Annotated in this window: 24 protein-coding genes; all 24 read right to left on the minus strand. The window is 37.3% G+C overall.

Features of this window, described 5'->3' with window-relative positions; genetic code table 11:
* Positions 1-190: 190 nt before the first annotated feature.
* The 24 genes from NSQ74_RS01030 to NSQ74_RS01145 all read right to left on the minus strand — a co-directional run bounded on the left by NSQ74_RS01030 (position 191) and on the right by NSQ74_RS01145 (position 24,939).
* Complete coding sequence (locus tag NSQ74_RS01030) at positions 191-763, minus strand: VanZ family protein (protein WP_340821084.1); 573 nt, start codon at positions 761-763, stop codon at positions 191-193.
* Between the two features lie 132 nt (positions 764-895).
* Complete coding sequence (locus tag NSQ74_RS01035; protein ID WP_340821085.1) at positions 896-2,434, minus strand: acyl-CoA carboxylase subunit beta; 1,539 nt, start codon at positions 2,432-2,434, stop codon at positions 896-898.
* Positions 2,435-2,458: 24 nt separating this feature from the next.
* Positions 2,459-3,244: an enoyl-CoA hydratase gene (locus NSQ74_RS01040; protein WP_340821086.1), complete on the minus strand. Its 786-nt coding sequence runs from the start codon at positions 3,242-3,244 to the stop codon at positions 2,459-2,461.
* Positions 3,241-4,158 carry a hydroxymethylglutaryl-CoA lyase gene (locus NSQ74_RS01045; RefSeq protein WP_340821087.1) on the minus strand — a complete coding sequence of 306 codons (918 nt, stop codon included), beginning with the start codon at positions 4,156-4,158 and terminating at the stop codon, positions 3,241-3,243. Before NSQ74_RS01045 ends, NSQ74_RS01040 begins: the two co-directional genes overlap by 4 nt.
* A gap of 12 nt (positions 4,159-4,170) precedes the next feature.
* Positions 4,171-4,383 carry an acetyl-CoA carboxylase biotin carboxyl carrier protein subunit gene (locus tag NSQ74_RS01050; RefSeq protein WP_139860471.1) on the minus strand — a complete coding sequence of 71 codons (213 nt, stop codon included), beginning with the start codon at positions 4,381-4,383 and terminating at the stop codon, positions 4,171-4,173.
* A 202-nt stretch (positions 4,384-4,585) separates the two neighbouring features.
* On the minus strand, positions 4,586-5,944 hold the full coding sequence (locus tag NSQ74_RS01055) for an acetyl-CoA carboxylase biotin carboxylase subunit (protein ID WP_340821088.1): 1,359 nt from the start codon (positions 5,942-5,944) through the stop codon (positions 4,586-4,588).
* 15 nt (positions 5,945-5,959) lie between these two features.
* Positions 5,960-7,600, minus strand: coding sequence for an AMP-binding protein (locus NSQ74_RS01060; RefSeq protein WP_340821089.1), 1,641 nt, complete (start codon positions 7,598-7,600; stop codon positions 5,960-5,962).
* 33 nt (positions 7,601-7,633) lie between these two features.
* Entirely contained in the window at positions 7,634-8,776 is a 1,143-nt protein-coding gene (locus tag NSQ74_RS01065) for an acyl-CoA dehydrogenase (RefSeq protein WP_340821090.1), read from the minus strand.
* Between the two features lie 87 nt (positions 8,777-8,863).
* On the minus strand, positions 8,864-9,514 hold the full coding sequence (locus NSQ74_RS01070; RefSeq protein WP_340821091.1) for a TetR/AcrR family transcriptional regulator: 651 nt from the start codon (positions 9,512-9,514) through the stop codon (positions 8,864-8,866).
* A 468-nt stretch (positions 9,515-9,982) separates the two neighbouring features.
* Positions 9,983-10,921, minus strand: coding sequence for an ROK family protein (locus NSQ74_RS01075; protein WP_340821092.1), 939 nt, complete (start codon positions 10,919-10,921; stop codon positions 9,983-9,985).
* 26 nt (positions 10,922-10,947) lie between these two features.
* Entirely contained in the window at positions 10,948-11,640 is a 693-nt protein-coding gene (locus NSQ74_RS01080; RefSeq protein ID WP_340821093.1) for a copper homeostasis protein CutC, read from the minus strand.
* Between the two features lie 2 nt (positions 11,641-11,642).
* Positions 11,643-13,082, minus strand: a complete 1,440-nt coding sequence (locus tag NSQ74_RS01085) for a leucyl aminopeptidase family protein (RefSeq protein WP_340821094.1) — start codon at positions 13,080-13,082, stop codon at positions 11,643-11,645.
* Between the two features lie 164 nt (positions 13,083-13,246).
* Positions 13,247-15,241, minus strand: coding sequence for an alpha-amylase family protein (locus NSQ74_RS01090; protein WP_340821095.1), 1,995 nt, complete (start codon positions 15,239-15,241; stop codon positions 13,247-13,249).
* Between the two features lie 41 nt (positions 15,242-15,282).
* Positions 15,283-16,098 carry a carbohydrate ABC transporter permease gene (locus NSQ74_RS01095; protein WP_340821096.1) on the minus strand — a complete coding sequence of 272 codons (816 nt, stop codon included), beginning with the start codon at positions 16,096-16,098 and terminating at the stop codon, positions 15,283-15,285.
* Positions 16,095-16,982: a carbohydrate ABC transporter permease gene (locus NSQ74_RS01100; protein ID WP_340821097.1), complete on the minus strand. Its 888-nt coding sequence runs from the start codon at positions 16,980-16,982 to the stop codon at positions 16,095-16,097. The genes NSQ74_RS01095 and NSQ74_RS01100 overlap by 4 nt, the downstream gene beginning before the upstream one ends.
* Positions 16,983-17,168: 186 nt before the next feature.
* Positions 17,169-18,479 (minus strand): ABC transporter substrate-binding protein, encoded by a 1,311-nt coding sequence (locus NSQ74_RS01105; protein ID WP_340821098.1) that lies wholly within the window; start codon positions 18,477-18,479, stop codon positions 17,169-17,171.
* A 27-nt stretch (positions 18,480-18,506) separates the two neighbouring features.
* Entirely contained in the window at positions 18,507-19,520 is a 1,014-nt protein-coding gene (locus tag NSQ74_RS01110; protein ID WP_340821099.1) for an asparaginase, read from the minus strand.
* 106 nt (positions 19,521-19,626) lie between these two features.
* Positions 19,627-20,055 carry an L-fucose mutarotase gene (gene fucU / locus NSQ74_RS01115; protein ID WP_340821100.1) on the minus strand — a complete coding sequence of 143 codons (429 nt, stop codon included), beginning with the start codon at positions 20,053-20,055 and terminating at the stop codon, positions 19,627-19,629.
* A 20-nt stretch (positions 20,056-20,075) separates the two neighbouring features.
* Positions 20,076-20,969: a fumarylacetoacetate hydrolase family protein gene (locus NSQ74_RS01120; RefSeq protein WP_340821101.1), complete on the minus strand. Its 894-nt coding sequence runs from the start codon at positions 20,967-20,969 to the stop codon at positions 20,076-20,078.
* Positions 20,970-20,996: 27 nt separating this feature from the next.
* On the minus strand, positions 20,997-21,770 hold the full coding sequence (locus NSQ74_RS01125; RefSeq protein WP_340821102.1) for an SDR family NAD(P)-dependent oxidoreductase: 774 nt from the start codon (positions 21,768-21,770) through the stop codon (positions 20,997-20,999).
* Complete coding sequence (locus tag NSQ74_RS01130) at positions 21,767-22,582, minus strand: SDR family NAD(P)-dependent oxidoreductase (protein ID WP_340821103.1); 816 nt, start codon at positions 22,580-22,582, stop codon at positions 21,767-21,769. The genes NSQ74_RS01125 and NSQ74_RS01130 overlap by 4 nt, the downstream gene beginning before the upstream one ends.
* 23 nt (positions 22,583-22,605) lie before the next feature.
* The gene (locus NSQ74_RS01135; protein WP_340826373.1) at positions 22,606-23,766 is read right to left on the minus strand and encodes a UxaA family hydrolase; all 1,161 of its coding nucleotides are present in this window, start codon (positions 23,764-23,766) and stop codon (positions 22,606-22,608) included.
* Positions 23,766-24,092: a UxaA family hydrolase gene (locus NSQ74_RS01140; protein ID WP_340821104.1), complete on the minus strand. Its 327-nt coding sequence runs from the start codon at positions 24,090-24,092 to the stop codon at positions 23,766-23,768. The genes NSQ74_RS01135 and NSQ74_RS01140 overlap by 1 nt, the downstream gene beginning before the upstream one ends.
* 16 nt (positions 24,093-24,108) lie before the next feature.
* A complete protein-coding gene (locus NSQ74_RS01145; RefSeq protein WP_340821105.1) occupies positions 24,109-24,939 on the minus strand; it encodes an amidohydrolase family protein in 831 nt (276 codons plus the stop codon).
* Positions 24,940-25,233 lie beyond the last annotated feature (294 nt).

Genomic DNA, 25,233 nt, shown 5'->3' on the forward strand with positions numbered 1-25,233 from the left:
CAATACCCCGAATTTTATATAGGTAAAAACACCTTGTTAATAAGAGTGTTTTTATTATTATTATATTTCTTTATTACTTTTTCATTTATTTTCATTGAAATTTATCACATTAAACACTTGTAAAATAGTGTTTATAGCGAATAAAAAAACAGCCCATTATTAAATGGACTGTTTCTTCTATAATCGAACTTTATGAACGTTTTTTCGGCATGATAAGCACACATTTGTAAGCTAAGTATCCAAACCATGCGCCTAGCGTATTTAAAATCAAGTCATCAATATCTGCAGAACCAACTGTAAAAATAAACTGCACGGTTTCAACAGCAAGGCTAGAGAAAAAGCCTATACAAATAATAACCCATGCCTTTCGAAACCTCTTTGACAGTAGTGGTAACAAAAAGCCCATCGGTGTAAATATTAACAAATTGCCTAATAAGTTTACGACAATCAAATCTAAATTAAAATATTGTGAGTAATTGATATAACGTAAAATTGTTTCAAACGGTATAAAATTTGTCGTTACTCGCCAGCTACTATAATCAAACAAACCAATCTCACTTAAAGAATAATCGCCACGGAACAACATAATACAAACATCCACTAAACGATTAATCACTAATTTGTAAAAGGCGATAATTGTGTAAAAACTAAAAAACACCCAGCCTATTACTTTTAGCTGCATATAATACGTATCAATCCACGCTCGAAATGGTAATGGTAGCTTGGCATCACCTTGGATACTAGATATATTATTTTTTGCCATGCTAATTCACCCACTTCCTCTTATCCATCCCATATTTTAATATGTCTGACCGTGCTCATGCAAGGGGTGAAATATATCAAAAAATGCACACCAGCATAAACTGGGTGCATTTTTTGGATAAAGTATTTCTTCTTATACTGGATTTACACCATGCTTCCGTTGAGAGAATAACAAGTATTTAGACATATACAAGTCCAAACGTGTTTCCAGTGCCTTCCGTAAATCATTCGGCTCAATGACATCATCAATAATTAGCTCAGATGCTAAGCGATAAATGTCAATTTCCTCTTGGTATTCTTTTCGCTTTTCAGCAATAAAGCTTGCTTGTTCTTCTTTTGGTAGTTCAGCAATTTTATTGGCATATACTGCATTTACAGCTGCCTCTGGACCCATTACGGCTATTTGTGCGTTTGATAACGCAATACAACAATCAGGCTCAAAAGCCGGACCTGCCATTGCATAAAGCCCTGCACCATACGCCTTACGTACAATTACAGTTAGTTTAGGTACAGTTGCCTCGCTCATTGCAAAAATCATCTTCGCGCCATGGCGAATAATGCCCGCCTTCTCAACTTGTGTTCCAATCATAAAGCCTGGAACGTCTACAAGGAAAATAAGTGGAATATTAAAGGCATCACATAATGAAATAAATTTTGCCGCTTTGTCAGCTGAATCGTGGAACAATACGCCGCCCTTCACACGTGGTTGGTTGGCTATAATCCCAACTGATTGTCCGTTCATGCGTCCAAGCCCAGTTATTAATTCTGATGCAAATAATTTTTTTACTTCACAGAAAGAATCTTCATCAATCAACCGATCAATTAATTGATACATATCAAAAGGCGAGTTTTGATTTTTAGGAATTAATTCTTCAATTGATTTTTCAAATGTTGCTGGTGGCTTTGGCGCTTCCACTTTACTACGCTCAGCATAGTTATTCGGGAAATAGCTCAAATATTTGCGTGCATAGGCAATAGCTTCCTGCTCTGTTTTTACAAGCACATCCCCACAACCAGATACTGAACAATGCATTTTAGCGCCACCCATTGTTTCTAGATCTACCTTTTCACCTATGACCATTTCTGCCATACGTGGTGACCCTAAATACATTGATGCGTTGCCTTCCACCATCACCACAATATCAGAAAATGCAGGAATATATGCGCCTCCCGCTGCTGAAGGACCAAACAACAAGCAAATTTGCGGTACTTTACCAGAAAGTTTTACTTGATTGTAGAAAATACGTCCTGCTCCACGACGTCCAGGGAACATTTCTAACTGATCTGTTATACGTGCACCTGCTGAATCAACTAAATAAAATAATGGACAATTTAGCTTCTCCGCCGTTTCTTGAATACGAATCATTTTCTCCACTGTACGTTTTCCCCAAGACCCGGCTTTAATCGTCGAATCATTGGCTAAAACACATACTGTACGACCATGGATTTTACCGATACCTGTTATAACGCCATCTGCTGGTAAATCACCTGCTAAACAGTTTGCATACAGTCCATCTTCCGATTGAAGACCATCATCTAATAATAATTCTAGTCGCTCTCGGACAAATAGCTTGCCTTGTTGTGCATTTTTATCGTGATATTTCGGCAGACCCCCTGCTAAAATTTGTTCCTTCATCGCATTTGATGTATTTTCTGTGGATATATTGCTCATGTCCAATTCCCCCTTTGCAGTCCATTACTTTCCTGAATATTGCGGTGTTCTTTTTTCTTGGAAAGCTTGTAAGCCCTCCAAGCGATCTTCCGTTGGAATAAGTGCACTATATGCAAGTGATTCGATTTTCAAGCCTGTAGCTAAATCTACTTCAACACCATTATTAATGGCATTTTTCGCCTGAATTAATGATAGCGGCGCATTTTTCGCCATTTCGAGTGCAAGCTGTTGCGCTCTTTCTTGCACTTCATGCCCTTCATATACATATTCCACAATACCAAGGTATTTCGCTTCCTCGGCATCGATTCGACGTGCTGTATAAATTAGTTCCTTCGCTTTACCAATTCCAATCAGTCGCGGTAAGCGTTGTGTCCCACCTGCTCCTGGAATAATGCCAAGTGAGGTTTCAGTAAGACCTACTTTGATATGTGTGGCTGCTATGCGTAAATCGCAAGCTAAAGCGAGTTCTAGTCCGCCTCCAAATGCAACGCCGTTTAAAACAGCAATAACAGGTTGAGCTAATGACTCTACTTTTGCAATCGTTGCTCCGATTAAATGCACAATTTGCTTTACTTGTTGATCGGACATCCCTTTACGCTCTTTTAAATCTGCTCCTGCACAAAATGCCTTTTCCCCTGCACCTGTTAGTAAAACAACACGCACTGCTGGATCAGCATTTATTTTATCTAGCGTAGCACTAAGGTCGTTTAATAATTGCACTGACATGGCATTGGCAGCTTCCGGTCTAGATAGTGTAATGAGCCCTATATTACCTGGTAATAATTCAAATTGAACGAGTTGTTGTGTCATGTGACATTAGCACTCCCTTCATTACGAACAATGGCCATTTGTTTAGACGCAACGTCCTTCCCTAGCTTTTGTTCGATAAATAGTACCGCTTCTAACAGCCTTTGCATGTTAACGCCTGTTTCAATGCCCATTCCTTCTAATAGATACAACAAATCCTCTGTAGCTACATTACCTGTTGCTCCTTTTGCATAAGGACAACCGCCTAGGCCACCGAGTGCACTATCAAATTTCGTAATACCCATTTCTAACGATTTCATAATATTGGCAAGTGCTGTACCACGCGTATCATGGAAATGCATCGCAAATTTTTCAGCTGGATATCTCTTTAACAGCTCTTCTAATAGATGCTCAACCTGCGTCGGAACTCCAACGCCGATTGTATCTCCTAGCGATATTTCATCAACACCCATTTCCAATAATTTATCTGTTACTTGTAAAACTTTTTCTGGGTGTATGTAACCCTCATAAGGGCAACCGATTACCGTTGAGATATAACCACGTACATGCTTATTTGCGGCCTTTGCCCCCTCAACTACTTCCTTCATTATTGGAAATGTTTCGTGGATTGTTTTATTGATATTTTTTTGATTATGACTTTCACTGGCAGACATAAAAATGCTTGCTTCATCGATGCCCGCTAGCAATGCACGTTCTAATCCTTGCATGTTTGGCACAAGTGCCGCATACGTTATGTCCTTTTCTCGCTTAATAGCTTGCAGCACTTCTACTGCATCTGCTAATTGAGGAATCCACTTCGGATGCACTAGAGACGTTACTTCTATATAATTTAATCCCGTTCGACTAAGTAAATTTACTAGCTCTACTTTATCTGCAGTAGCGATGTGTACCTTTTCATTTTGCAAACCATCACGAGGCCCAACTTCCTTTAACGTAACATGCTTTGGTAATTGCATAGAAATGCCTCCCTATTCAATTTCTAAAATATCATCGTCAACGTTAATGAAATCGCCTTCGTTCGCAATAATTTTTGTTACTACGCCGTCCTCTTCTGCAGCAATCGGAATCTCCATTTTCATTGACTCTAAAATTGCTACGTCTTGCCCTGCTGTCACTTTATCGCCTTCTGCCACTACGATTTTCCATACTGTTCCCGCCATGCTCGCTTTTACTGTTGCCATATAAATCCCTCCAAATAGTTAGGTGTATTTGTTTCAAGTGACAAACATATCACTCAAATCAACACACATATTTTCACTTTGTAACGCATGCATACTCGCACATGCTTTGCATAAGCTCCTCAGTATGAAAACATCTGTTAGTAATCACGAGCCATTTGTTTATAAGCTCGTTGCTACGAATGTCCATAATATGAACTTATCCTTATTTTGTTTCTGTTAATTGTGGTAAATAAAATTCCTCGACAAATTTCGTTGTTGTATGCCCTTTTAAAAATTGCTCATGGGTTACCGTTTTCAAAAGCATCGGTATATTTGTTTGAATGCCTTCAATTTTATATTCTTTCAATGCTTGTATAAGGCGCTCACACGCAATTGCTCGCGTTTCTCCCCACACTACTAATTTACTAATCATTGGATCATAGAAAGGTGTCACAGTTGAACCCGCTTCTACACCACATTCATGTCGAATACCCTCACCTGTTGGCAATACAAGATCTGTAATTTTGCCTGGAGACGGGAAAAACGTTGTAGGGTTTTCTGCATAAATTCGTACCTCAATGGCATGCCCCTGTTTGTCAATGCTGTCGCGTGTAAAGCTTAATGGCTGTCTCGCTGCTACTTTCAATTGTTCTTCTACAAGATCCAATTTCGTTATTTCTTCCGTTACTGGATGCTCTACTTGTAAGCGCGTGTTCATCTCTAAAAAATAGAAGTTTTGCTCTGCATCTACTAAATACTCAATCGTTCCTGCGTTTACATAACCGATATGCTTCACCGCTTGCACAGAAGCTTCTAGCATTCGCGCTCGCGTTTCCTCAGAAATAAATGGAGACGGTGCCTCTTCCACCACTTTTTGATTGCGTCGTTGAATTGAACATTCTCGTTCAAATAACGGAACTACATTGCCCTCATAATCCGCGATAATCTGTACTTCGACATGATGTGGATTGGCTATGAATCGTTCCATGTACATCGTGCCATCACCAAAAAATGATTGTGCACGTTTCTGATTACCTTCAAATGCTTTCTCTAACTCCTCAGCATCTGACACAAGTTGCATGCCGATGCCACCACCTCCAGCAGAGGCTTTTAGCATAATTGGATAACCTAAACGAGAAGCGATTTCAACTGCTTCTGAAACATCTTTGATAGGCGCTTCAACCCCTTCAACAATCGGTACTCCTGCAGATTTCATCGTCTTTCGTGCTTCTAATTTACTGCCCATGGACGCGATCACTGTAGCACTAGGTCCAATAAATACTAGGCCAGCCTCCGTACAACGTTTTGCAAAATCAGCGTTTTCTGAAAGCAAGCCATATCCCGGATGGACAGCGTCAGCCCCGCTTTCTTTTGCAATTTCAAGAATCCGCTCAATATTTAAATAGCTTTGAACAACAGGCGGCTTACCAACGCAGTATGCCTCGTCAGCATCTTTGACATGTAAACTTTCAGCATCCGCCTCAGAATATACCGCGACCGTTTGAATATTAAGTCGCTTACATGTGCGAATAATACGTCTAGCAATTTCACCACGATTTGCAATTAATACTTTCTTGAACATTGTCTTGCCCCCTCCCTAATTCACCTTCACTGCTGCCACAAAATCTTCGCGTAGTTTAAACTTCTGCACTTTTCCTGAAGCAGTCATTGGGTAGCCATCGATAAAGAAAATATGTCGCGGAATTTTATGTTTAGAAATTTTATCTCGGCAAAAAGCTCGAATTTCCTCTTCTGTCGCCTGTTCCCCTTCTCGCAATATAATCCATGCTGCGGCTTCTTCACCGTACTTAGGATCAGGGACACCCGCTACCTGTACATCTGCGATTTTTGGAAATGTATATAAAAACTCTTCAATTTCACGTGGATATAAATTTTCACCACCGCGAATAATCATGTCCTTCAATCGGCCTGTTACTCTCACATAACCTTCTTCATCCATCGTTGCCAAATCACCGGTATGAAGCCAGCCATCGTGATCGATTGCCAGTTGTGTTTCCTCAGGATTGTTATAGTAACCTTTCATCACATGGTAGCCTCTTGTACATAGCTCGCCTTGCTCATTTGTTTCAGCCTCTACATCTGTACCAGGAACGACAATTTTAACTTCTAGATTCGGTAATGCTCTACCTACAGTCTCTACTTTTAGATGGAATGGATCATTTGCTCTCGTTTGTGTAATGACAGGAGAAGATTCCGTTTGACCATAACAAATTGTTACGTCAGTCATACCCATTTTCTCAATCACAGCTTTCATGACTTCAATAGGACAGTTAGAACCTGCCATTACGCCAGTACGTAATGTCGATAAGTCGTATGACGCAAAATTGTGTAAATTCAACTCGCTTATAAACATAGTTGGTACTCCGTGTAATGCAGTACACTTCTCTTTTTCTACTGTTCGTAACACTTCCACAGGGGAGAATTCTTGCACAGGTACCATTGTTCCACCACTTGTAGTAATAGCTAATGTACCGATGACACAGCCAAAGCAATGGAAGAAAGGCACTGGAATACATAAGCGATCTATCGACGTTAAGCTCATACATTCCGCGATGTTAACCGCATTATTGACTAAGTTATAATGTGTTAACATAACCCCTTTAGGAAACCCTGTTGTTCCAGAAGTATATTGAATATTAATGACATCATCATAATGGAGTGAGGCCTGTATTTGATCTAATTGTTGCTCTGTAACTTGCTCAGCAGCTGCTAGTACATCAGACCAGTTAAGTACTCCCGGATATTTTGTTTCGCCGATTAAAATAACATTTTTCAATAGAGGTAGTCGCTCCGATTGCAATTTACCAGGTTCACAATTTTCAAGCTCCGGGCAAATTTCTTGGAGTGTATTCATAAAAGAATGGTCTCGATAATTTTCGATTAAAATTATCGTTTTAGCATCGGATTGTCTTAGTAAATATTCCAATTCATGCGCACGATAATTTGTGTTTACAGTAACGATTGGCGCCCCCATCTTTCCTGTGCCAAACTGTAACTGTACCCATTCAGGAACATTTGTCGTCCACACTGCGATATGATCTCCCTTTTCAATACCAAGGGCCATTAATCCTCTCGCAACTAAACGACTTTGATGATTTAACTCCTCATAAGTCATACGTAAGTCTCTATCTGCATACACTAGCGCTTCATTTTTAGGATATTTTTTAGACTGTTCATCGAGCAATTGACCAATTGTTTGATACACAAGTTCTGCCATGAAAATCCCCCTTAAATATGCTATATAATGTTTTTAACAGCCAATTAGACGAGAAATAACGAGACGTTGAATTTCAGATGTACCTTCACCGATTTCCATTAATTTAATGTCACGTAAATGACGCTCTACATCATATTCCTTCATATAACCTGAGCCACCATGAATTTGAATGGCTTGATTGCAAGTTCGGAAGCCCATCTCAGATGCGAATAATTTCGCCATAGCAGCTTCCTTAGCAAATGGTTTTTTCTGGTCTTTAAGCCATGCTGCTTTATGTACTAGTGTACGAGCAAGCTCTATTTCCATTGCCATATCTGCTAATTTAAACTGTATTGCTTGTAACTTGGAAATTGGTGCTCCAAATTGCTCTCGTTCGTTCGCAAACTTTAATGCTTTTTCATAAGCAGACTGTGCAATGCCGACTGATAAAGCTGCTATGGAAATACGTCCACCATCTAACGTATTTAAAAATTGGCTAAATCCACGTTTTTCGTCCCCTAATAAATTCGTTTTTGGAACGCGAACATTTTGCAAAATGATTTCACATGTATTGGAACCACGCACACCCATTTTGTCGTAATTACAATTGATTGTGACACCAGGTGTATTTGTTGGCACAATAATTGATGAGATGATTTTTTTGCCATCTTCACGTTTGCCTGTTACTGCAGTAACAATAATTTGGCGTGCATGGCCTGCATTTGTAATCCAGCATTTTTCACCGTTAATAATGTAATCATCACCGTCAACTACCGCTGTTGTACGTGTTCCGCCAGCATCAGATCCTGCATTTGGCTCCGTTAAACCGAAGGCACCTAATGTTTCTCCCTTTGCCAAAGGTACAAGCCATTCACGCTTTTGCTCTTCCGTTCCAAAGTTATAAATTGGAGCCGCGCCTAAACTCACTGCTGCTGCATAGCTTAAACCTGTACCACCGCAAGCACGCCCAATTTCCTCAACAGCAATTGCATAGGAAACCGTATCTCCTCCAGAACCACCATATTCCTCAGGAAACGGGATACCCAATAAGCCTAGCTCTGCCATTTTTTCAAAGCTTTCTATTCTCATTGTTGATGTCTCGTCGACTTCACGAGCGTAAGGTTTAATCTCTTTCTCTGCAAAATCACGTACCATGTCTCGAATCATCGCTTGCTCTTTCGTTAGTTCAAAGTTCATTCCCATTTCCCCCTAATATCCAATTTGCCATAGCGGATTTCTTTCAGACGACAGTTACACAAATCTGGACCGACTAGTCGGTCTGTATTAAAGATTAATAAAACCAGCATTTTCTTCTGGCTTCACCTTTACCATAAATTGAGTTGCTTCTTCCATAGCTTGCTCTGTAACAATTGCTCGTAATATCATATCCGTAAATACTTCTGTAATTTCCTCCATTGTCAATGGACCGGTTTGTTTAAACCACATATATGTCCAGTTAATCATCCCCACAATGGCCATTGTTACAATCGTACAAGGTAATTCAGAACGAAAATCCTTAGTTTGCTGCCCTTCTTCAATCACCTTTTGTAATATTTCCCGATATTGGTCCCGCTTTTTATGAATTATTGCACTATATTCTTCTGACAACGAACGGCTCTCTTCATAAAACACAGTAATATGGGCTTGATACACATCAAACACTTGTGTCAGTGTTTGGAGCATTGCACATAAGCGTTTAATCGGCGTATCATATTTGTCATAAGCTTCCTGTGACTGTTTAATAACATAGGAAATAAACACATCATGAACTTCATATAACAATTCATCTTTCGATTTAAAATTATGATAAAATCCACCTTTTGATGCACCGATGTATTCTACAATGCGATCAACAGTTACATTATGATAGCCATCTTGCTGAAACAGCACTACAGAAGCGTCAACAATTCTTTGTTTTAACGTTTTTTTTACCATAAGCACCTATCATCCTTCTTTATAACACTTACCCCTTTGTTCCTTATAACTAGGACTTACATTCTCTTAATTTTCCTAATTATAAAAATACTATGACTCCTTTAATATAGCATTCTCAAAAATTGGTGTCCAGTTCCATAAAACAATTTAATAGTATTAACGAGAATTTTTTTACTTTAAATAGCATATAAACCACTCGTTTTTAACAAAAAATATGAATCTACACAATATCAAATGTGAATTCACATGTGGAATACTGTACTTCCGCTATTCTGAAGCATTTCTTTTCCCCAGAAGCATTTTTCCGCAAATTTCCTACACTAACTGTATGCTCTCTAGTTAGATTTTATGTGACAGGCACTCAAACAATTCTGAATTTTTATATATCCAAGTAAAAACCCACGAAGACTTCTGCGCTTACAGGTGCTGTGCGCGGAAGCTAAGTGGGTTTTTAAAAGTGACAGGCACTCAAACAATTAAATTTGCCGCACCTATTAATGCTGCATTTTCAAACAATTGCGAACGTCTAATTTCATATGTGTTTCGATAGGAAGGAAGAACATAGTGTTGAGTCACTTTCTCAATTTTCTCCATAAATCGGGAATTCGTTTTCATAACACCGCCACCTAATACAATGCAGTCCGGGTTAAATGTTTGTATAAAATTCGCCAAAACCATCCCTACATATGTAGCTGCTTGCTCAATAATTTCTTGTGCAACTAAGTCTCCTGACTCATATGCAGCAAACACCATTTTTGTATCAATTGGTCTTCTTTCATACTTCTCCATTTCGAGCAAAATGGATGTACTACTTTTAATTGCATCCATTGCACGTCGTTGAATGGATACTCCTGATGCATATGCTTCTAAACAACCCAATTTGCCACAATTGCATGTTGGGCCATTCGGATTAACAGTGACATGCCCTATTTCACCAGCTAACATATTACTGCCAGTAAACAATTGTCGTTCAAAAATAATGCCTCCACCGATTCCTGTGCTTATCGTCATAAAAAGCATATTCTTTGATTGCCGACCAGCACCGAAGTTAAATTCTCCCCAAGTAGCTGCACTCGCATCATTGACTACTGTAATTTTCTTATCTAACTGTGCATTTAACATCTGCCCTAAAGGTACGTTATTCCAATTGAAAGTAGACCAATAGTGAATAATTCCATTATCTGTATCAACTATCCCTGGCACTCCGACGCCTATACCTTTTATCTCGTAACCTTCTGAAAGAGCATTAATCGCCTCTACTAATCTATTAACAACAATCTCTGGACCATCATGCCCTCTCGTATCCATACGAGTTTCCTTCATGATTTTCCCATCAACACTTAATAATCCAATGGCAATTTTTGTACCACCCATATCTACCCCAACTAGGTACTCTTTTTGCTGCATTTTATTTCCCCCAATGGTCACTGTGTCTATGCACGGTATAAAATTATATCCTTTATTTCTTTAATTTTATGTTCGTCTATAAAATGGTCAAAGCTCGATTGATGCCGAACACCAGATCCAAAATGAAATTCTGAAACGTTGACCTGATTCAAAAATGATGGAAGGGTATTAGGTGATAGACCAGAACCTGGCATTATTTGAATGTGAGATTGGCTTGCCTGTTGTTCTAAAGCTTGAATTTCGCTAACCGCATCAAGTACTTTATTTTTGCCACCTGATGTTAAAATTCGTGAGATTTCCTTATAAGACATTAACGTATTTAATGCCTTTGATTGGTCTCTTACTTCATCGAATGCTCGATGAAATGTAATATCCAATCCATCCGCCGCTTCTATTAATTGTTTTAAAGTATGTTCATCAATATCATGCTCTTCAGTAAGTGCACCTACAACTATTCCACTAGCACCTAGCTGCTTACATATTTGAATATCCTTTAACATTATTTGTAAATCGTTTTGATCGTAGAAGAATGAACGGCTGTGAGGACGAATCATTACATTTACAGGAATCGTTAATTCACCGCAAACACTTTCAATCATTGCATAGCTCGGTGTTAATCCTCCCTCGACTATACCTGCGACTAATTCAATTCTGTCTGCTCCTGCTTTTTGTGCCGCTTTCGCATCTGTTAAAGAAATTGCAATCACTTCAATAACCATATTTAGTCATTCCCTTTTTCTAGTTTACTATAGCTTTCTATAAAATCTGCCAATAATCGAACGCCATAACCTGATGCACCGCGCACATGATAGCCTCTCGTTTTCGGCGATTGAACAGGTGCTGCCATATCAATATGTCCCCATTTAGTACCTTTAGGGACGAATTTTCTTAAAAAGAGTGCAGCCGTAATAGAGCCTGCTAGATTGTCTGAGCTAATATTACAAATATCTGCATAATCACTCGCTAATGATTCCTCATATTGATCAATAAGTGGCATCGGCCATACAAAATCACCATTTTGACCGCCTAGCTTTTTCATTAATTCTGTAATCGACTCATCTCCGAATACACCTGCATATTTTAAGCCTAATGCTGCACCAATTGAGCCCGTTAACGTAGCGATATCAATAATTACATCTGGCTTTAACCTTTCAGAATATAATAGAGCATCAGCTAAAATAAGTCTTCCTTCAGCATCTGTATTGCCAACTTGAACATGTAGATTATTTGCGAAACGAATAACTTCACCTGGTAAAAATGCTTTTTCATTAAGCAAGTTTTCAGCAATCGGCAACAGGGCGGTGACATTTACATCTACATTTTTTGAAGCGATTAAATCCATAGCACCAAATACAGCACCTGCTCCGCCCATATCCATACGCATATCGCTAATGTTAAGACCCGTTTTAATGCTAATACCACCGCTATCATAAGTCATACCTTTACCAATCAACACGATATGTGGCTTATTAACATTCGTACAGTACTTAATCTCTGCTAAATAAGATGAATATTGACTGCCTCTTCCAACTGCCAGTAGCCCATTCAATTGGAGCTGTTGCAAGTCGTCAGTATTATAAATATTGACGGACAGATTTTTTTCACCGAAATGCTGACGAATCGTTTCAGTAAATGTGTCTGGGTTAAGGTCAATCGGATCTGTATTACATAAGTCTCTCGTTATATTAGTGCTGTTTGCACGTAACATTCCAACGGTAATAGCATTTTTTAAAGCTTCTGTTTCTTCTAATAGAAAATATACATTACAAGGTTTTACGACTATTTTTTCTTTGCGGTATTTTTGAAACTGGTAGGCCCCAAGTATCCAACCTTCTACAAAAGCAGTCACAGCATCTAGATGATTGAGATTTATTGCATTTAAAAAATCAAATGATACTTGAATGTCATTATTTTCACTGGCATTAGCCACTCGTGCTACTTCTCCTGCTGCTTCTCGTAAGCTCTCAAAAGTGACTGTTTCATCGCTTCCCAATCCAATGATTAAATAATCCTGACCGCCCTGCTCTGTTTCATGTCTTAACCAGTGGCATTTATGTTTTTCAATCATCCATTTAGGAATTTGGATGGATTGATGAGCTGATTGTAATACAGGATTTACAACAACGATATCCTTGTTCCGTTGCCCAAAATGAAATTCCATTTATCATCACATCTTTCATTTATCGTCATTAAGTTTCGAGCCGGCTCGAAAAGCTTCTCTTAAAATCGATGACACCCGCAAGAGCCTTTAACTATATTAAAAAGGAAAATATCTAAGTTTTTTGTTCTTAGATTATTTCCCTTTTTTATAGTTTTTTCATAACATTAATCGATATGTAGCATTAAATGGCCTTCGATTTTTTCCACAGTAAACTGTATATACTGTCCTTCAACACTGTAACTTACCTCTGATAATTCAGGCAGTTTTTTGACAGATGTCACCTTTGTATCACCAACAAACATTCTAATTTCTGTGTTATAAAGTGGGATAATGTCTTCAATCGTATAAATATCCTCTGAGCGTTTCTCAGTTATATAATGAAGTGCATGCAAAATCTTTGCCCCTGTTTCTTTATCTTCATTTAATGATGTCAGCAATGTCGATGGACCATTATGAGCAATGAGCTTTCTTTCAAGAAGATGATCAATCGCATCATTCATCATCCATTTACACCAAGCTAGGCCATTTTTTCGATATAGTTTGAAAATAGGGTGTGAGAAGTAAATGATATTTTGGCGTTTTGTCACTGCAGCATGTCCAAATGTATGCGATGATGGGGCATGTTGATGCGAACAAAACGTAGTGCCTTCTCTATTAAAATAAGGTTTTACTGTCTGCATCAGTACCTCTGACTGTACAGGTTTCATTTCTAAACCTTTTAAATACATGACATACTCTTCTTTATGCAATTTTTTCCCAATTATATCATTCGGTAAAACAAAATCACGGTCATACTTTGATTCACCAACGTACACATTTCCAAATAAATCTTCTTCGTTACTATTTTTATTAATTAGAGATTCAAATGTACCAATAATTTTCCCGCCATTGTTAGCGTAAGCTTGTAGCTTTTGCTGTAACTCAGGAGAATAGTCAATCACATCAGGTAAAATAATTAACTTATAGTCATTAAAATCAATTTGACTGTCGATAATATTAAATTGATATGATAACTCTTGTAACATTCTAACTGCACCGATTAATGCTGGATGGATACCTAAATTATGATCTCCTGGTGTATAAAATTCTTCAGGTGTTAATACCCCGATTTCTGTAACCGGTTTTGTATTCATACAGTACTTTTCTACTTCTTTCACTTTTCCATAAACACTGCCAATTAATTCATAAGCAGCTTTCGATAATTTACCATTTGGATGAAGTTGATCTCCAATTGAACAGCCTGCACCTAAAGCAAGCATATTGAAGCACTCAAATTCTAAAGCTGCTTTATTTTTCAATGAGTGGAAATCACCCCAATATGTGTGAAACTTACCCGTCATACCGATGATGTCCTTACCCAAAATACGAGAATATCTCATTGTTGCAGGGAAATGATCATAGCCCCATCCACCACTTGGTAAAGACTCTAGCTCCAAATGTGTATAATTGTTTAAGCTACTTTTATTGCCTGGACCAATATGAGAGCTATTATAGAAAATACCTGCATGCGGCACTCTAGTTCTAATAAAATCACTAATCTCTTCTTTAAATTCCTCAAGCATCAGCGTAGAATAATAGATTCTATCTACTCTATTTTCTGTGTTTAACCCTTTACGTTCCATTTGTTCAAAACAATTTTTACAGTTACAATCAACTTTAAATAAAATATCTAAAAAGAAGCCATCAATATTTTCGCTTTTCACTGTATCGATAATATCTTGTAAATGGTCTTTAAAATATTGTCTATAGCCGCTATTTAAACAAATTGTATAGTAAAAATGTGGTTCAGGAACACCCTGACTGTTAATGAATTCTCCGTTTTCATCAATCGATAACCATTCTGGATGATGTTTACTAATATATCCATCCCATTGCACAGTTGTATAAATCGGAACTTTAATATTATTTTTATGGCAAACCTCTATTTGTTCTAATAAAAGATTTTTATTTTCAAGATGCGGATGGATTAAGTCTGGACGATGCTGTGAAGGGTAATATAACCAGCCGTGATGACATCTAGCAAAACAAGTAATCGAGTTTACATTCGCTTCTTTTAATGTCTCAACAAACTCCTCTGCAACAAAGTCCTTTCCAACATCAGGAATATCTTCACTCGTATGAAAATCTAAATGTACCTGCCTATAACGTAATTCGCTCATATTCATAACCCCCAATAATATTCACTATTTCTATTTCATTGTTATTCTTTGACTGAGCCTGCTGCAAGACCACTTTCAATTTTCTCTTGGAATAGAAGATAAACGACTAAAGGAACTAATATCGTGATGACGATTGCAGCCATTAATGGCCCGTATTCTGATCCTCTTTCACCACTAAAGTTTAATAGACCCAATGCAATTGGTTTTAAGCGGTCATCATTAATAAATAAAAGTGGGAACAGAATGTTATTCCATGCGCCTAAAAAATTAAAAATAGAAACAGTCGATATTGCTGGAACAGACATCGGCAATATAACTTTGAAATATATTTGGAAATAACTTGCGCCATCCATAAGTGCCGCTTCTTCTAAAGAGGCATTAATCCCTTTCATAAACCGTGTCAAAACTAAAATGCTAAATGACAAAGAAAACGCCACATACAGTAGAACTAATGCCACTAAGTTATTTTTCAATTCTAGTGCTCCAATAATATATGAAACTGGTACAAGAACTGTATGCATAGGTATCATCATACCTAATAGGAAAAACAGAGCTAAAAATTTATTCACTTTAAAGTTAAATCTTGATAATGTAAATGACGCCATAGAAGAGACAATCGCAAGGATAATAACTGTTGCCATTGAAATAAGTATACTATTTAAAAAATATCTACTCATATTCGCTTCTTGCCAAGCAATTACATAGTTTTCAAATCTAAAAACCTCAGGCAAACTAAAGGGTGAACTAAATATTTCTTTATTTCCTTTAAGAGAAGAAACTAATGTAAATAACATCGGTTCAATAAACATTAAAGCCATTGCTATTACAAAAACATATAATATTATTTTCTTTTTCATTGGTTCTTCTCCTTCCTATTCATGATGGCTTCACTACCGATAGTCAATACGAGCGCAATAACAAAAATGATGACCCCTAATGCACTACCAACGCCGTAATTGTTGTATCTGAAAGCTTCATAATACATTAAAGTAGTCGGCAGATTGGTTAGACCATTCGGCCCTCCCTCAGTCATAACAAAAATTAAATCAAATACTTTTACAGTCCCAATAATATCCATTAAAATACATAAAGTAATAATTGGCTTTAGCATAGGAACTGTTATATGGAAGAACTTTTGTACAGATGAAGCCCCATCCATCTCTGCCGCCTCATATACTTCTTCTGGTATCGTTGTTAACCCCGCTAATAGGATTACCATGTAGTATCCAACACCTGCCCAAATGTTTACAAAGATAATTGCACCCATAGCAGTAGATGAGTCAATTAACCAGCCTTTAGCTAAATCTGCTAGGCCAATAAATTCTAATAAGCTATTTAAAGAGCCATTCGGCATAAAGATAAAATACCAAAGTAGACCAATAGCTGTTAGTGGAAAAATAGTAGGTACAAAATAGATTACTTTAAAGAATCGATGTCCCCTAAATTTCGTATTAATTGCAACTGCTAATAATAAAGCGATTGGTGTATGGAATAAAACGCTAAAAAATACCATGCCAAACATATTTTTTAAAGAAATAAGAAAGTCTTTATCTTTAAACACATTTAGATAGTTTTCTAAACCTACAAAATTTAATGGTGCTCCTTTAATGCCATTCCAATTGACAACGGAAAAATAAAGGGCGCCTATCATAGGTATAATAAGGAATAGAATATAGATTACTAAGGCCGGTAAAGTAAATAGAAAAATTTTTGACTTATCTCTATTTGTTTTTACATTCATCTATTCCCCTCCATTTCTTAATTTTTTTGTAATCTTAATCAATTTCAATCTAATTCGCATATGCAACAGGCGGACACATTCCGCGGGTAAGCATCGAGCCGCTTCCCTCGCTACGCTCGATGCTTGCATTTCCCACTGGAGTCGCCGCCTTCCGCTCCACCTTAATATTCGTTATGGAAAAACTACTTATTTAGATTTATCAATTTCATCTTGAATTTCTTTTGCTGCATCTTTAGGCTTACCACCGATTAAGATACTTACGATAGAGTTTCTTGTTCTATCTTGCATAGATGGTAGTGGATCAAAATCGAACACATCTACTGCAATTCCTGTTGACGTAGCACCTAATTCAATATTGTGTAAGAACAAATCAGATACTTTCGAGTTATCAATTGCGATATCTGATCTTGGAATTAAGAACTGTGCTTCCTCTGCAAATCGTTTAGCTGCTTCAGCAGAAGTAAGCATTTTTAGTAGTTCAATTGTATATTCTTTTTCTTTTCCTTCAAGTTTGCCATTCACCATATATGGACTAATAATTTGCATATCTTCATCTTTAAACTCTGGTTTTTCATCAAAGTATGGGAATTTAGCAAGTTTAATCGCTTCAGCGTATTCTGTCTCACTAGGATTCGTAAATTTACCAATGTTCCACGGACCGGTAATAATCATCGCTGCCTTACCTTCAAGGAAATCTGCCACAGCAATTTCATCGCTTATACCAGCAGCACTTTTACCAAATGCATCTAACTTATTTAAGTCTTCAACATATTCAAGTGTTTTCACAACTTCTGAATCTGTCCATTTTAATTCTCTAGTACCTAGTTTCTTTGCTGCTTCTGTCCCCATCCATTTATAAAAAATTTGGTTGTGTAAATGTCCTGCCATATACGTTGCCTTTGCACCAAGTGCAATAGGTGTTACATCGATGCCTTTTAACTTTTTAACAGCTGCTGTTAGTTCACTCCATGTTTCAGGGAATTCATTAATACCAGCTTTTTTAAGTAGTTCTTCATTATAATAAACACCAATTAAACCAGACTCCATTGGAATTCCATATGTCCCCTCATGACCTGGCACTTGATAATATTTTAATGCACCTTCTGTGAAATTTTGTCCCCATTCAGGATCATCCTTTAAAACTGGGTCCATATCCATAAGTAAGCCACTTTCAATATACTCGTTTAAATTTGCAACACCTTGAACTCTAAAAATGTTAGGTAAAGTGCCAGATGCAAGATCTGTTTTCAGCTTATTGTTAAATGCTGATTCATCACCTTGAGATTCATCAACAACAACTACATCGGAATGCTTTGCCTCGAATTCTTTAATAATATCTTTGTAGATTTGTGCCTGACTGCTTGTCCCTGCCATTCTTGTTAGCAATCTGATTTTTACCTTACCATCTGCATTATCACTAGCATCACTCGAACCACCACACGCTGTAAGTATAGTAGCTAATAAAACCATCAATACAACTAGCATCTTTTTCTTCATAAATTTCATCCCCTTTGTAACAAATTTTTATTTTGTATTTGGTGTTAATGCAAATACCTCATGGATTGATCCTACTTCAATGCCCCCATCACTTTTAATGATGCTTGGTCTAAGGGAGCGAATATTAGCAATTGTTTTTTTATTTTCATAGTCTATTTGCTCTAAAATCGAAGCAATTACATTTGGCCAAACGTCTTCTGAACCATCTAAAACTTTCAAAGCGAAACCTAAACGTTCTTTTTTCAAGCCGAAGCAATACACGCCTTTTGCTCCGCCCTTTGCTACAATATTTCGATCTTGCAATAATACAGAGCAAATAAAGTTTTCAGACGCTACCATGTTGAATTCATTGTTCATAATTGTTGTCATTCGCTCTACTGCTTCTCTAAGTTCCAAATCTTCAATTAAATCTGGACAAGCTAATTTCAAACTTGTAATAGCCATATTGTGTAATGGTATAGCAAACACAGGCACACCACAGCCGTCTATTCCGATATGAATTTCAGATAGCGGTGTTTCTGATAAATAAGATAGCGTTTTCAAAATAAGCTGTTGTAGGGGATGATCTATATTCCAATAACCCTCCGTTGGAAAACCCATTTCACGACAAGTTGCAATAAAGCCCATATGTTTTCCTGAGCAGTTATGAAAAAGTCGTCTTTTCTCTATATGTTGTCTTAACATTGCCTCTTTTGGTTCCGCATTTAAAGGGTACGAAAAAGGACAAAATAATTCATTCTCATTAATGGCTAATTTCTCTTTCATCGTTTCTAGCGCTTCAATGTGATACGTTTCTCCACGATGTGAAGCAGTAAATAACGCTGCTTCTCTATCAGTTAAGCCATACTTTAAATCAATTTTAGATAAAAATGCAGGTAATGCTTGAATTGGTTTTGCAGCAGAACGGAAATATGTATTATGTTGGATATTACCAACTTGATAGATAGCCTCCTTGCTGTCATTAACACCACAAACGACACCAGAATGAACATTTTCCAGTAAGTTCGCTCTTGTTTCTTCTACTAACACTTCAGAATTCATAATTCGCTTTCCTCCGATACATTAGAATGACCAAATCCCCGATACGCTTGTATTCATATCGAGTTTACGGTGAACATGCAGTTAATGTTCATCCTCGAAATACCGATTATTTGATGACACCTTTTTTTAAAATGATGTTAGCGTACTGAGCTTTTTCGCTTGTTGCTACTACGGCAAAAGCCTTTTTTGTGCGCTCGTAAAATTCAAAGCGTTCCATAAATTCAAATGGAATTGGATATTCGGATTGATGTTGAACGATTTGCTCATACTCTTTCCAAATCGTTGGTTCCACTGGATCTCCTGGGACAACATCCATTAATTGAATGGGATGTTCCACATACGTATCGATAGGAAAGAATGCCAATATCGCTTCTAGTAATTCTGGAATTGTATGTCCATCACAACGGATTAGCTGTTGGGCATGGCTGGCAGCAGGAAAATTTCCGTCCGCCAACACAATTTCATCTCCATGTCCCATCTCCATTAATACCTTCATTAAGTCTGGTGAAATAATTGGAGGAATCCCTTTTAGCATAGTTATTCACACTCATTTCTTTAATCTTCTGCTACGAAGTAATTTGTAAGAGAACCTAATTTCTCGATTTCTACAGTTACTTCATCCCCTGGTTGAATATACACTTGCTGCTCTGCAGGATATCCGAACACTACGCCTTCTGGTGTACCTGTTAAAATAATATCTCCAGGCTCTAATGTCATATGTCGGGAAATATAACTAATAATTTCAGCACAATTGAAAATCATATCTGCTGTGTTTGAGTTTTGTCTTATTTCTCCATTTACATATGTTTTTAATGCTAGATTATTAGGGTTCTCTATTTCATCTGCTGTCACTAAGTAAGGACCAACAGGACTGAACTTATCGCACGTTTTACCTAACAACCATTGTTGTGTTTTCATTTGCAAATCGCGCGCCGATAGATCATTTACAGTGCAATAACCAAAAACATGGTCTAATGCATTTTCTTCTTTGACATTTTTTATCTTTTCACCAATAACAATTCCAAGCTCTACCTCATAATCAAGTTGCTTTGTTACATTTGGAATTTGAATGTCACTTTGATGTCCAGTTAATGTGTTATCGAATTTATTAAATAAAATAGGCACTTCTGGATATGGCGCATTCGTTTCATCTGCATGTTTACGGTAATTTAAACCTACGCAAATAATTTTATGTGGTTTTGTAACACATGGTCCCCAGCTAATTTGACTGTCATCTACAAATACTGCACTTTCTTCTACTTCTATTGCTTGAATAAAATTTTGAAGCTTTGCAATCTCTTCTTTATTACAAGAAAATAAAGACATTACATCTGGTAAGTTATTAAAATTCGAATTTTTGTTAATCGATGCGGCTATATCTATAATGCCTTGCGTCGTTTGAACGCCTAATTGATAGTTGCCCTGCTTTTCAAATGTTAATAGTTTCATAATCATTCCTCATGTCATTTCGTAATATTACGCATTTTTCCCAAAGACAACACCACCATCTATGTAAAGCGGTGAACCCATCATAAAACTGGACTCATCAGATGCTAAAAATAAGGCCGCTTTCGCAACATCTTCAGGTTTTCCTAATTCGCCACTTAGCTGTCTTGTTTTAATACTTGCGATGGCAGCTTGTGGATTGTCATATGCATTCTTTAAATAATTTTCTACAAATGGTGTGAAAATTGTTCCAGGTAATAAAGCATTTACTCGTATATTGTAAGGTGCATAATCTACCTGCATCGCCTTTGTTAACGATAAAATGGCTCCTTTAGTTGCCGAATATAATGCGCGTTGCTTCAAGCCTATTTCTGCAGCACATGAAGACATATTAATGATGCATCCACTCTTTTGCTCCATCATGTGAGGGACAATATATTTTGTTGGCAAATAGATTCCCTTTACATTTACGCTCATCACTTTATCCCATACGTCTGGCTCTACCTCATCTATCCGCCCAACATTACTAATGCCTACATTATTAAAAAGGATATCAATTTTTTCGAATTGCTTTGTAATATGTTCAACCATCTCTTTTACAGCTTCAGGAATAGTCACATCTGCATGATAAAATGTTGCGCTTCCTCCGTTATGTTGAATATCCTTTACTGTACTTTCACCATTTTCCTTGTGAACATCGTTAATGATGACGTGGGCTCCCTCTGCTGCAAAAAGAAGGGCTGTCGAACGACCAATACCACTACCACCCCCGGTAATGAGTGCTACTTTACCTTGTAATCTCATAGCAACAATTCCCTTTCTTGTTCTAAATGGTCTTCTGGCTGTGCGGCTTTCACAGTAAGTCCTCCATCTACCATTAGTAAATGTCCGTTTATTTGCATCGCTTCCTCAGAAGCTAAAAATACGACAGCATCAGCAATTTGCTTTTCAGTCCCTAGTCTTTTCATTGGGTTGGCTTGTATTTCTTTTTCTAAAATACTTGGATCTTCGAGATATTCCTGACACATATCTGTAGCTACTGTACTTGGACCGACGGCATTGATATTAATATTATATTTACCTAATTCAATCGCTAAAGCTTTAGTTAAATGACTAGCCGCCGCTTTGGAGGAAATATAATGTGGAATAACAGGACTTGTCACAAGCAGGCTTGCTGTAGATGTAATATTAATGATTTTGCCGTACCGTTTTTCAATCATTTTTTTAGCTACCCGTTGTGAAGTTAAGAAAATTGATTTTACATTTGTTTGATACGTCGTATCCCAAGTTTCTTCTGTTAACTTCATAAATGACTCGAATGGCGCTATACCAGCGTTATTCACTAATATATCTACATTGCCAAGCGTTTTCTCCACTTCATCTATCATGTGATCGACTTCTTGTTTAATACCTACATTCGCTTTTACAACCATCGCTCTGACATTAAAACGATTCTCTATTTGTTCCTTTAACATTTCGGCTTTTTCTAATGAACTTTGAGATGTATAGTTAATGGCAACATGGGCTCCTTCTTCTGCTAATCTTTCTGCGATAGCAGCCCCTATCCCCCTACTTGCTCCTGTTACTAGAGCAACACGGTTTTCAAGTTTTTTCATATTTATTCTCCTAACTTTACTTGTTATAGACTAATACCAATTCTGCTAATACTAAATTCTTGATGGCCTAAAATCTCGGCTTTTGTTTCCTGACCTTTTGCTACATTTACAATCGATTCAAAAATGCGTTTACCTGATTCGTCCAACGTTTCTTTCCCTTGTAAAACAGGGCTGACATCTACATCGATATTGTCTGCCATTCGTCTTCCAGTAATTTCGTTACCTGTTATTTTAATGACAGGAATAATTGGATTTCCTGTCGGTGTCCCTCTTCCTGTTGTAAAGCAAACAACATGAACACCCGCTGCTGCCATGCCTGTTACACATTCAATATCATTCCCTGGTGAATCCATGAAATAATAACCTGTGCCTGGAATTTCTTCAGCGAAGTCTACAACCCCTTGAAGCATTGCTGTTCCAGCTTTACTGATACAACCTAAAGATTTTTCCTCAATCGTCGATAAGCCCCCAGCAATATTGCCTGGGCTTGGATTTCCTCCACGCATATCGACACCCATACGTTCTACTTCAAGTTCAAATTGTTCAACACATTTATATAATTTTTGTTGTACATCTTGATTGATTGCCTTTGCAGCAACAAGATGCTCAGCACCAATGATTTCTGTAGTCTCGCCCATGACAATTGTGCCACCTGCATTCAAAATAGTATCAGCTGCTCTACCAAGTGCAGGGTTACTACATAATCCTGACGTAGCGTCAGAGCCGCCACATTTCACACCAACAATTAGCTCTGAAAGTGGAATATCTATTAACGGAATATCTTCTATTTTTTTCAGAAGATCCTGTGCTACTTCCACACCTTTTTGGATCGTTTTAACAGAGCCACCTTCATTTTGAATGTCAATCCAAACAACTGGCTTACCAGTCTCTTCAATTTCTTGCTTTATGTCTTGTGCATTGATTACTTCACAGCCAAGGCTAACAATTAATACAGCACCGACATTCGGGTTTTTCCCCATTCCAACTAATACTTTATGTGTTCTCTCTTTGTCAGCACCTACTTGGCTACATCCATGTTGATGAGGTATAGCTACTGACCCCGGAACTTGTTGTTGAATTCTTGAAGTAACCTGATTTGCACATACAACTGTTGGTAAAATTAAAAGATGATTTCGAATACCAAATTTTCCATTGTCTCTTCGATAGCCCTTAATAACTGTCATCATTTCACACCTCCTGCACTTTTATCTCCGCGTCCGCGTATGCCCTCGATATTGTGAACATGTACATGCTCCCCTATCTGAATAGCAGTAGTTGCTGCTCCGATTACTTCACCGTACTTCACAATTTCCTCAGCCTTATTGATAGGAGCAATCGCAACTTTATGTCCAAAGCTAACATCTTGTTGCAAAGTTAATTCATATGTTTGATTACCTTTTGTGTAAATCACACTTTCACCTTTTTTTACATCCGTTAAAAGGGTTGTTACATTATCCTTTTCATCCATTACAATGCAAGCTATCCCTTGTTGATACACCATTTCTGCCATTCCTTCGCCCTCCCTCTTATAATTTATAAAAACGCTTGGCATTTTCTCCAAATATCATTTCTAAATCTTTTCCAAGTAAGTTTGTAGGTAAGTTTTCCATAAGTATCGCCAGCACATCGTTGTATGTACCTGATAAATTACATACAGGCCAATCACTTCCAAACATTACTCGATTCGTTCCAAAGACGTTTACCACATGGTTGATAAAGGGCTGAAATTCTTCAATCGCCCAGTTTTTATGAGTTGCTTCTGTCACTAATCCTGAAAGTTTACACATCACATTCGGGTACATCGCAATTTCACCCATAGCTTCTTTCCAGCCATCTATTTGTTGCTTTGCAATATTTGGCTTAGCTATGTGGTTTACTACTACTCTCAATTGAGGAAATGTTTTTAATAATTCTAGTATGTAAGGAAAATGCCTTGGCTTTATTAAAAGATCTAGCGGAACATCATACTGTACAAGAAGTTCAATGTTCTTTAATACATCTTTTCTTAAAATCCAATCATCCTCATCTAAATCTTGTAACATAGGTCGCACACCTACAAAACCAGGATGTTGTAGCAACTCCTCTAAATGTTGCTTAAAGTTTAATTCTGTAAAATCTAACCAGCCGACCACACCTGCAATCCATTCATGCTCTTCAAATAAATCTAATAAAAATAAAGTTTCATTGATTGTAGGGGCCGCTTGGACTACTATTGTTTTTTCAATTTGATGTTCATTTAAAATTGGATATAAATCGTTAGGCATATAATCACGATAAAGCTCTAGTAAATCTTCGGTTAACCATTTATAATCATTCCTTGATAACTTCCAAAAATGTTGATGTGAATCGATTATCATATTCAACACCACCTTTGTTAACTTTTATGTTACCGGTAACGTAAAAATAACAAACAAAAAATTACATGTCAATACTAATTTCTGAAAATAATCAAAATTCAAAACCAAGGTAAATAGATGGTATTTATAAGAATATTTCATACTTAGTGAAGTAGAATAGCGATAATGAACGCTATTCATTAGATGCATTGACGTATTTGAATGTTACATTTACCAAGCTCAAATGTTAAAAAACTTATAATTTTGAGTAGGTTAGAAAATGGGATGGTGATGTAGATTTTTAAACCACATGCT

Origin of the sequence: Lysinibacillus sp. FSL W8-0992, assembly GCF_038008685.1 — a bacterium.
In the GTDB taxonomy this organism is placed as follows: Bacteria; Bacillota; Bacilli; order Bacillales_A; family Planococcaceae; genus Lysinibacillus.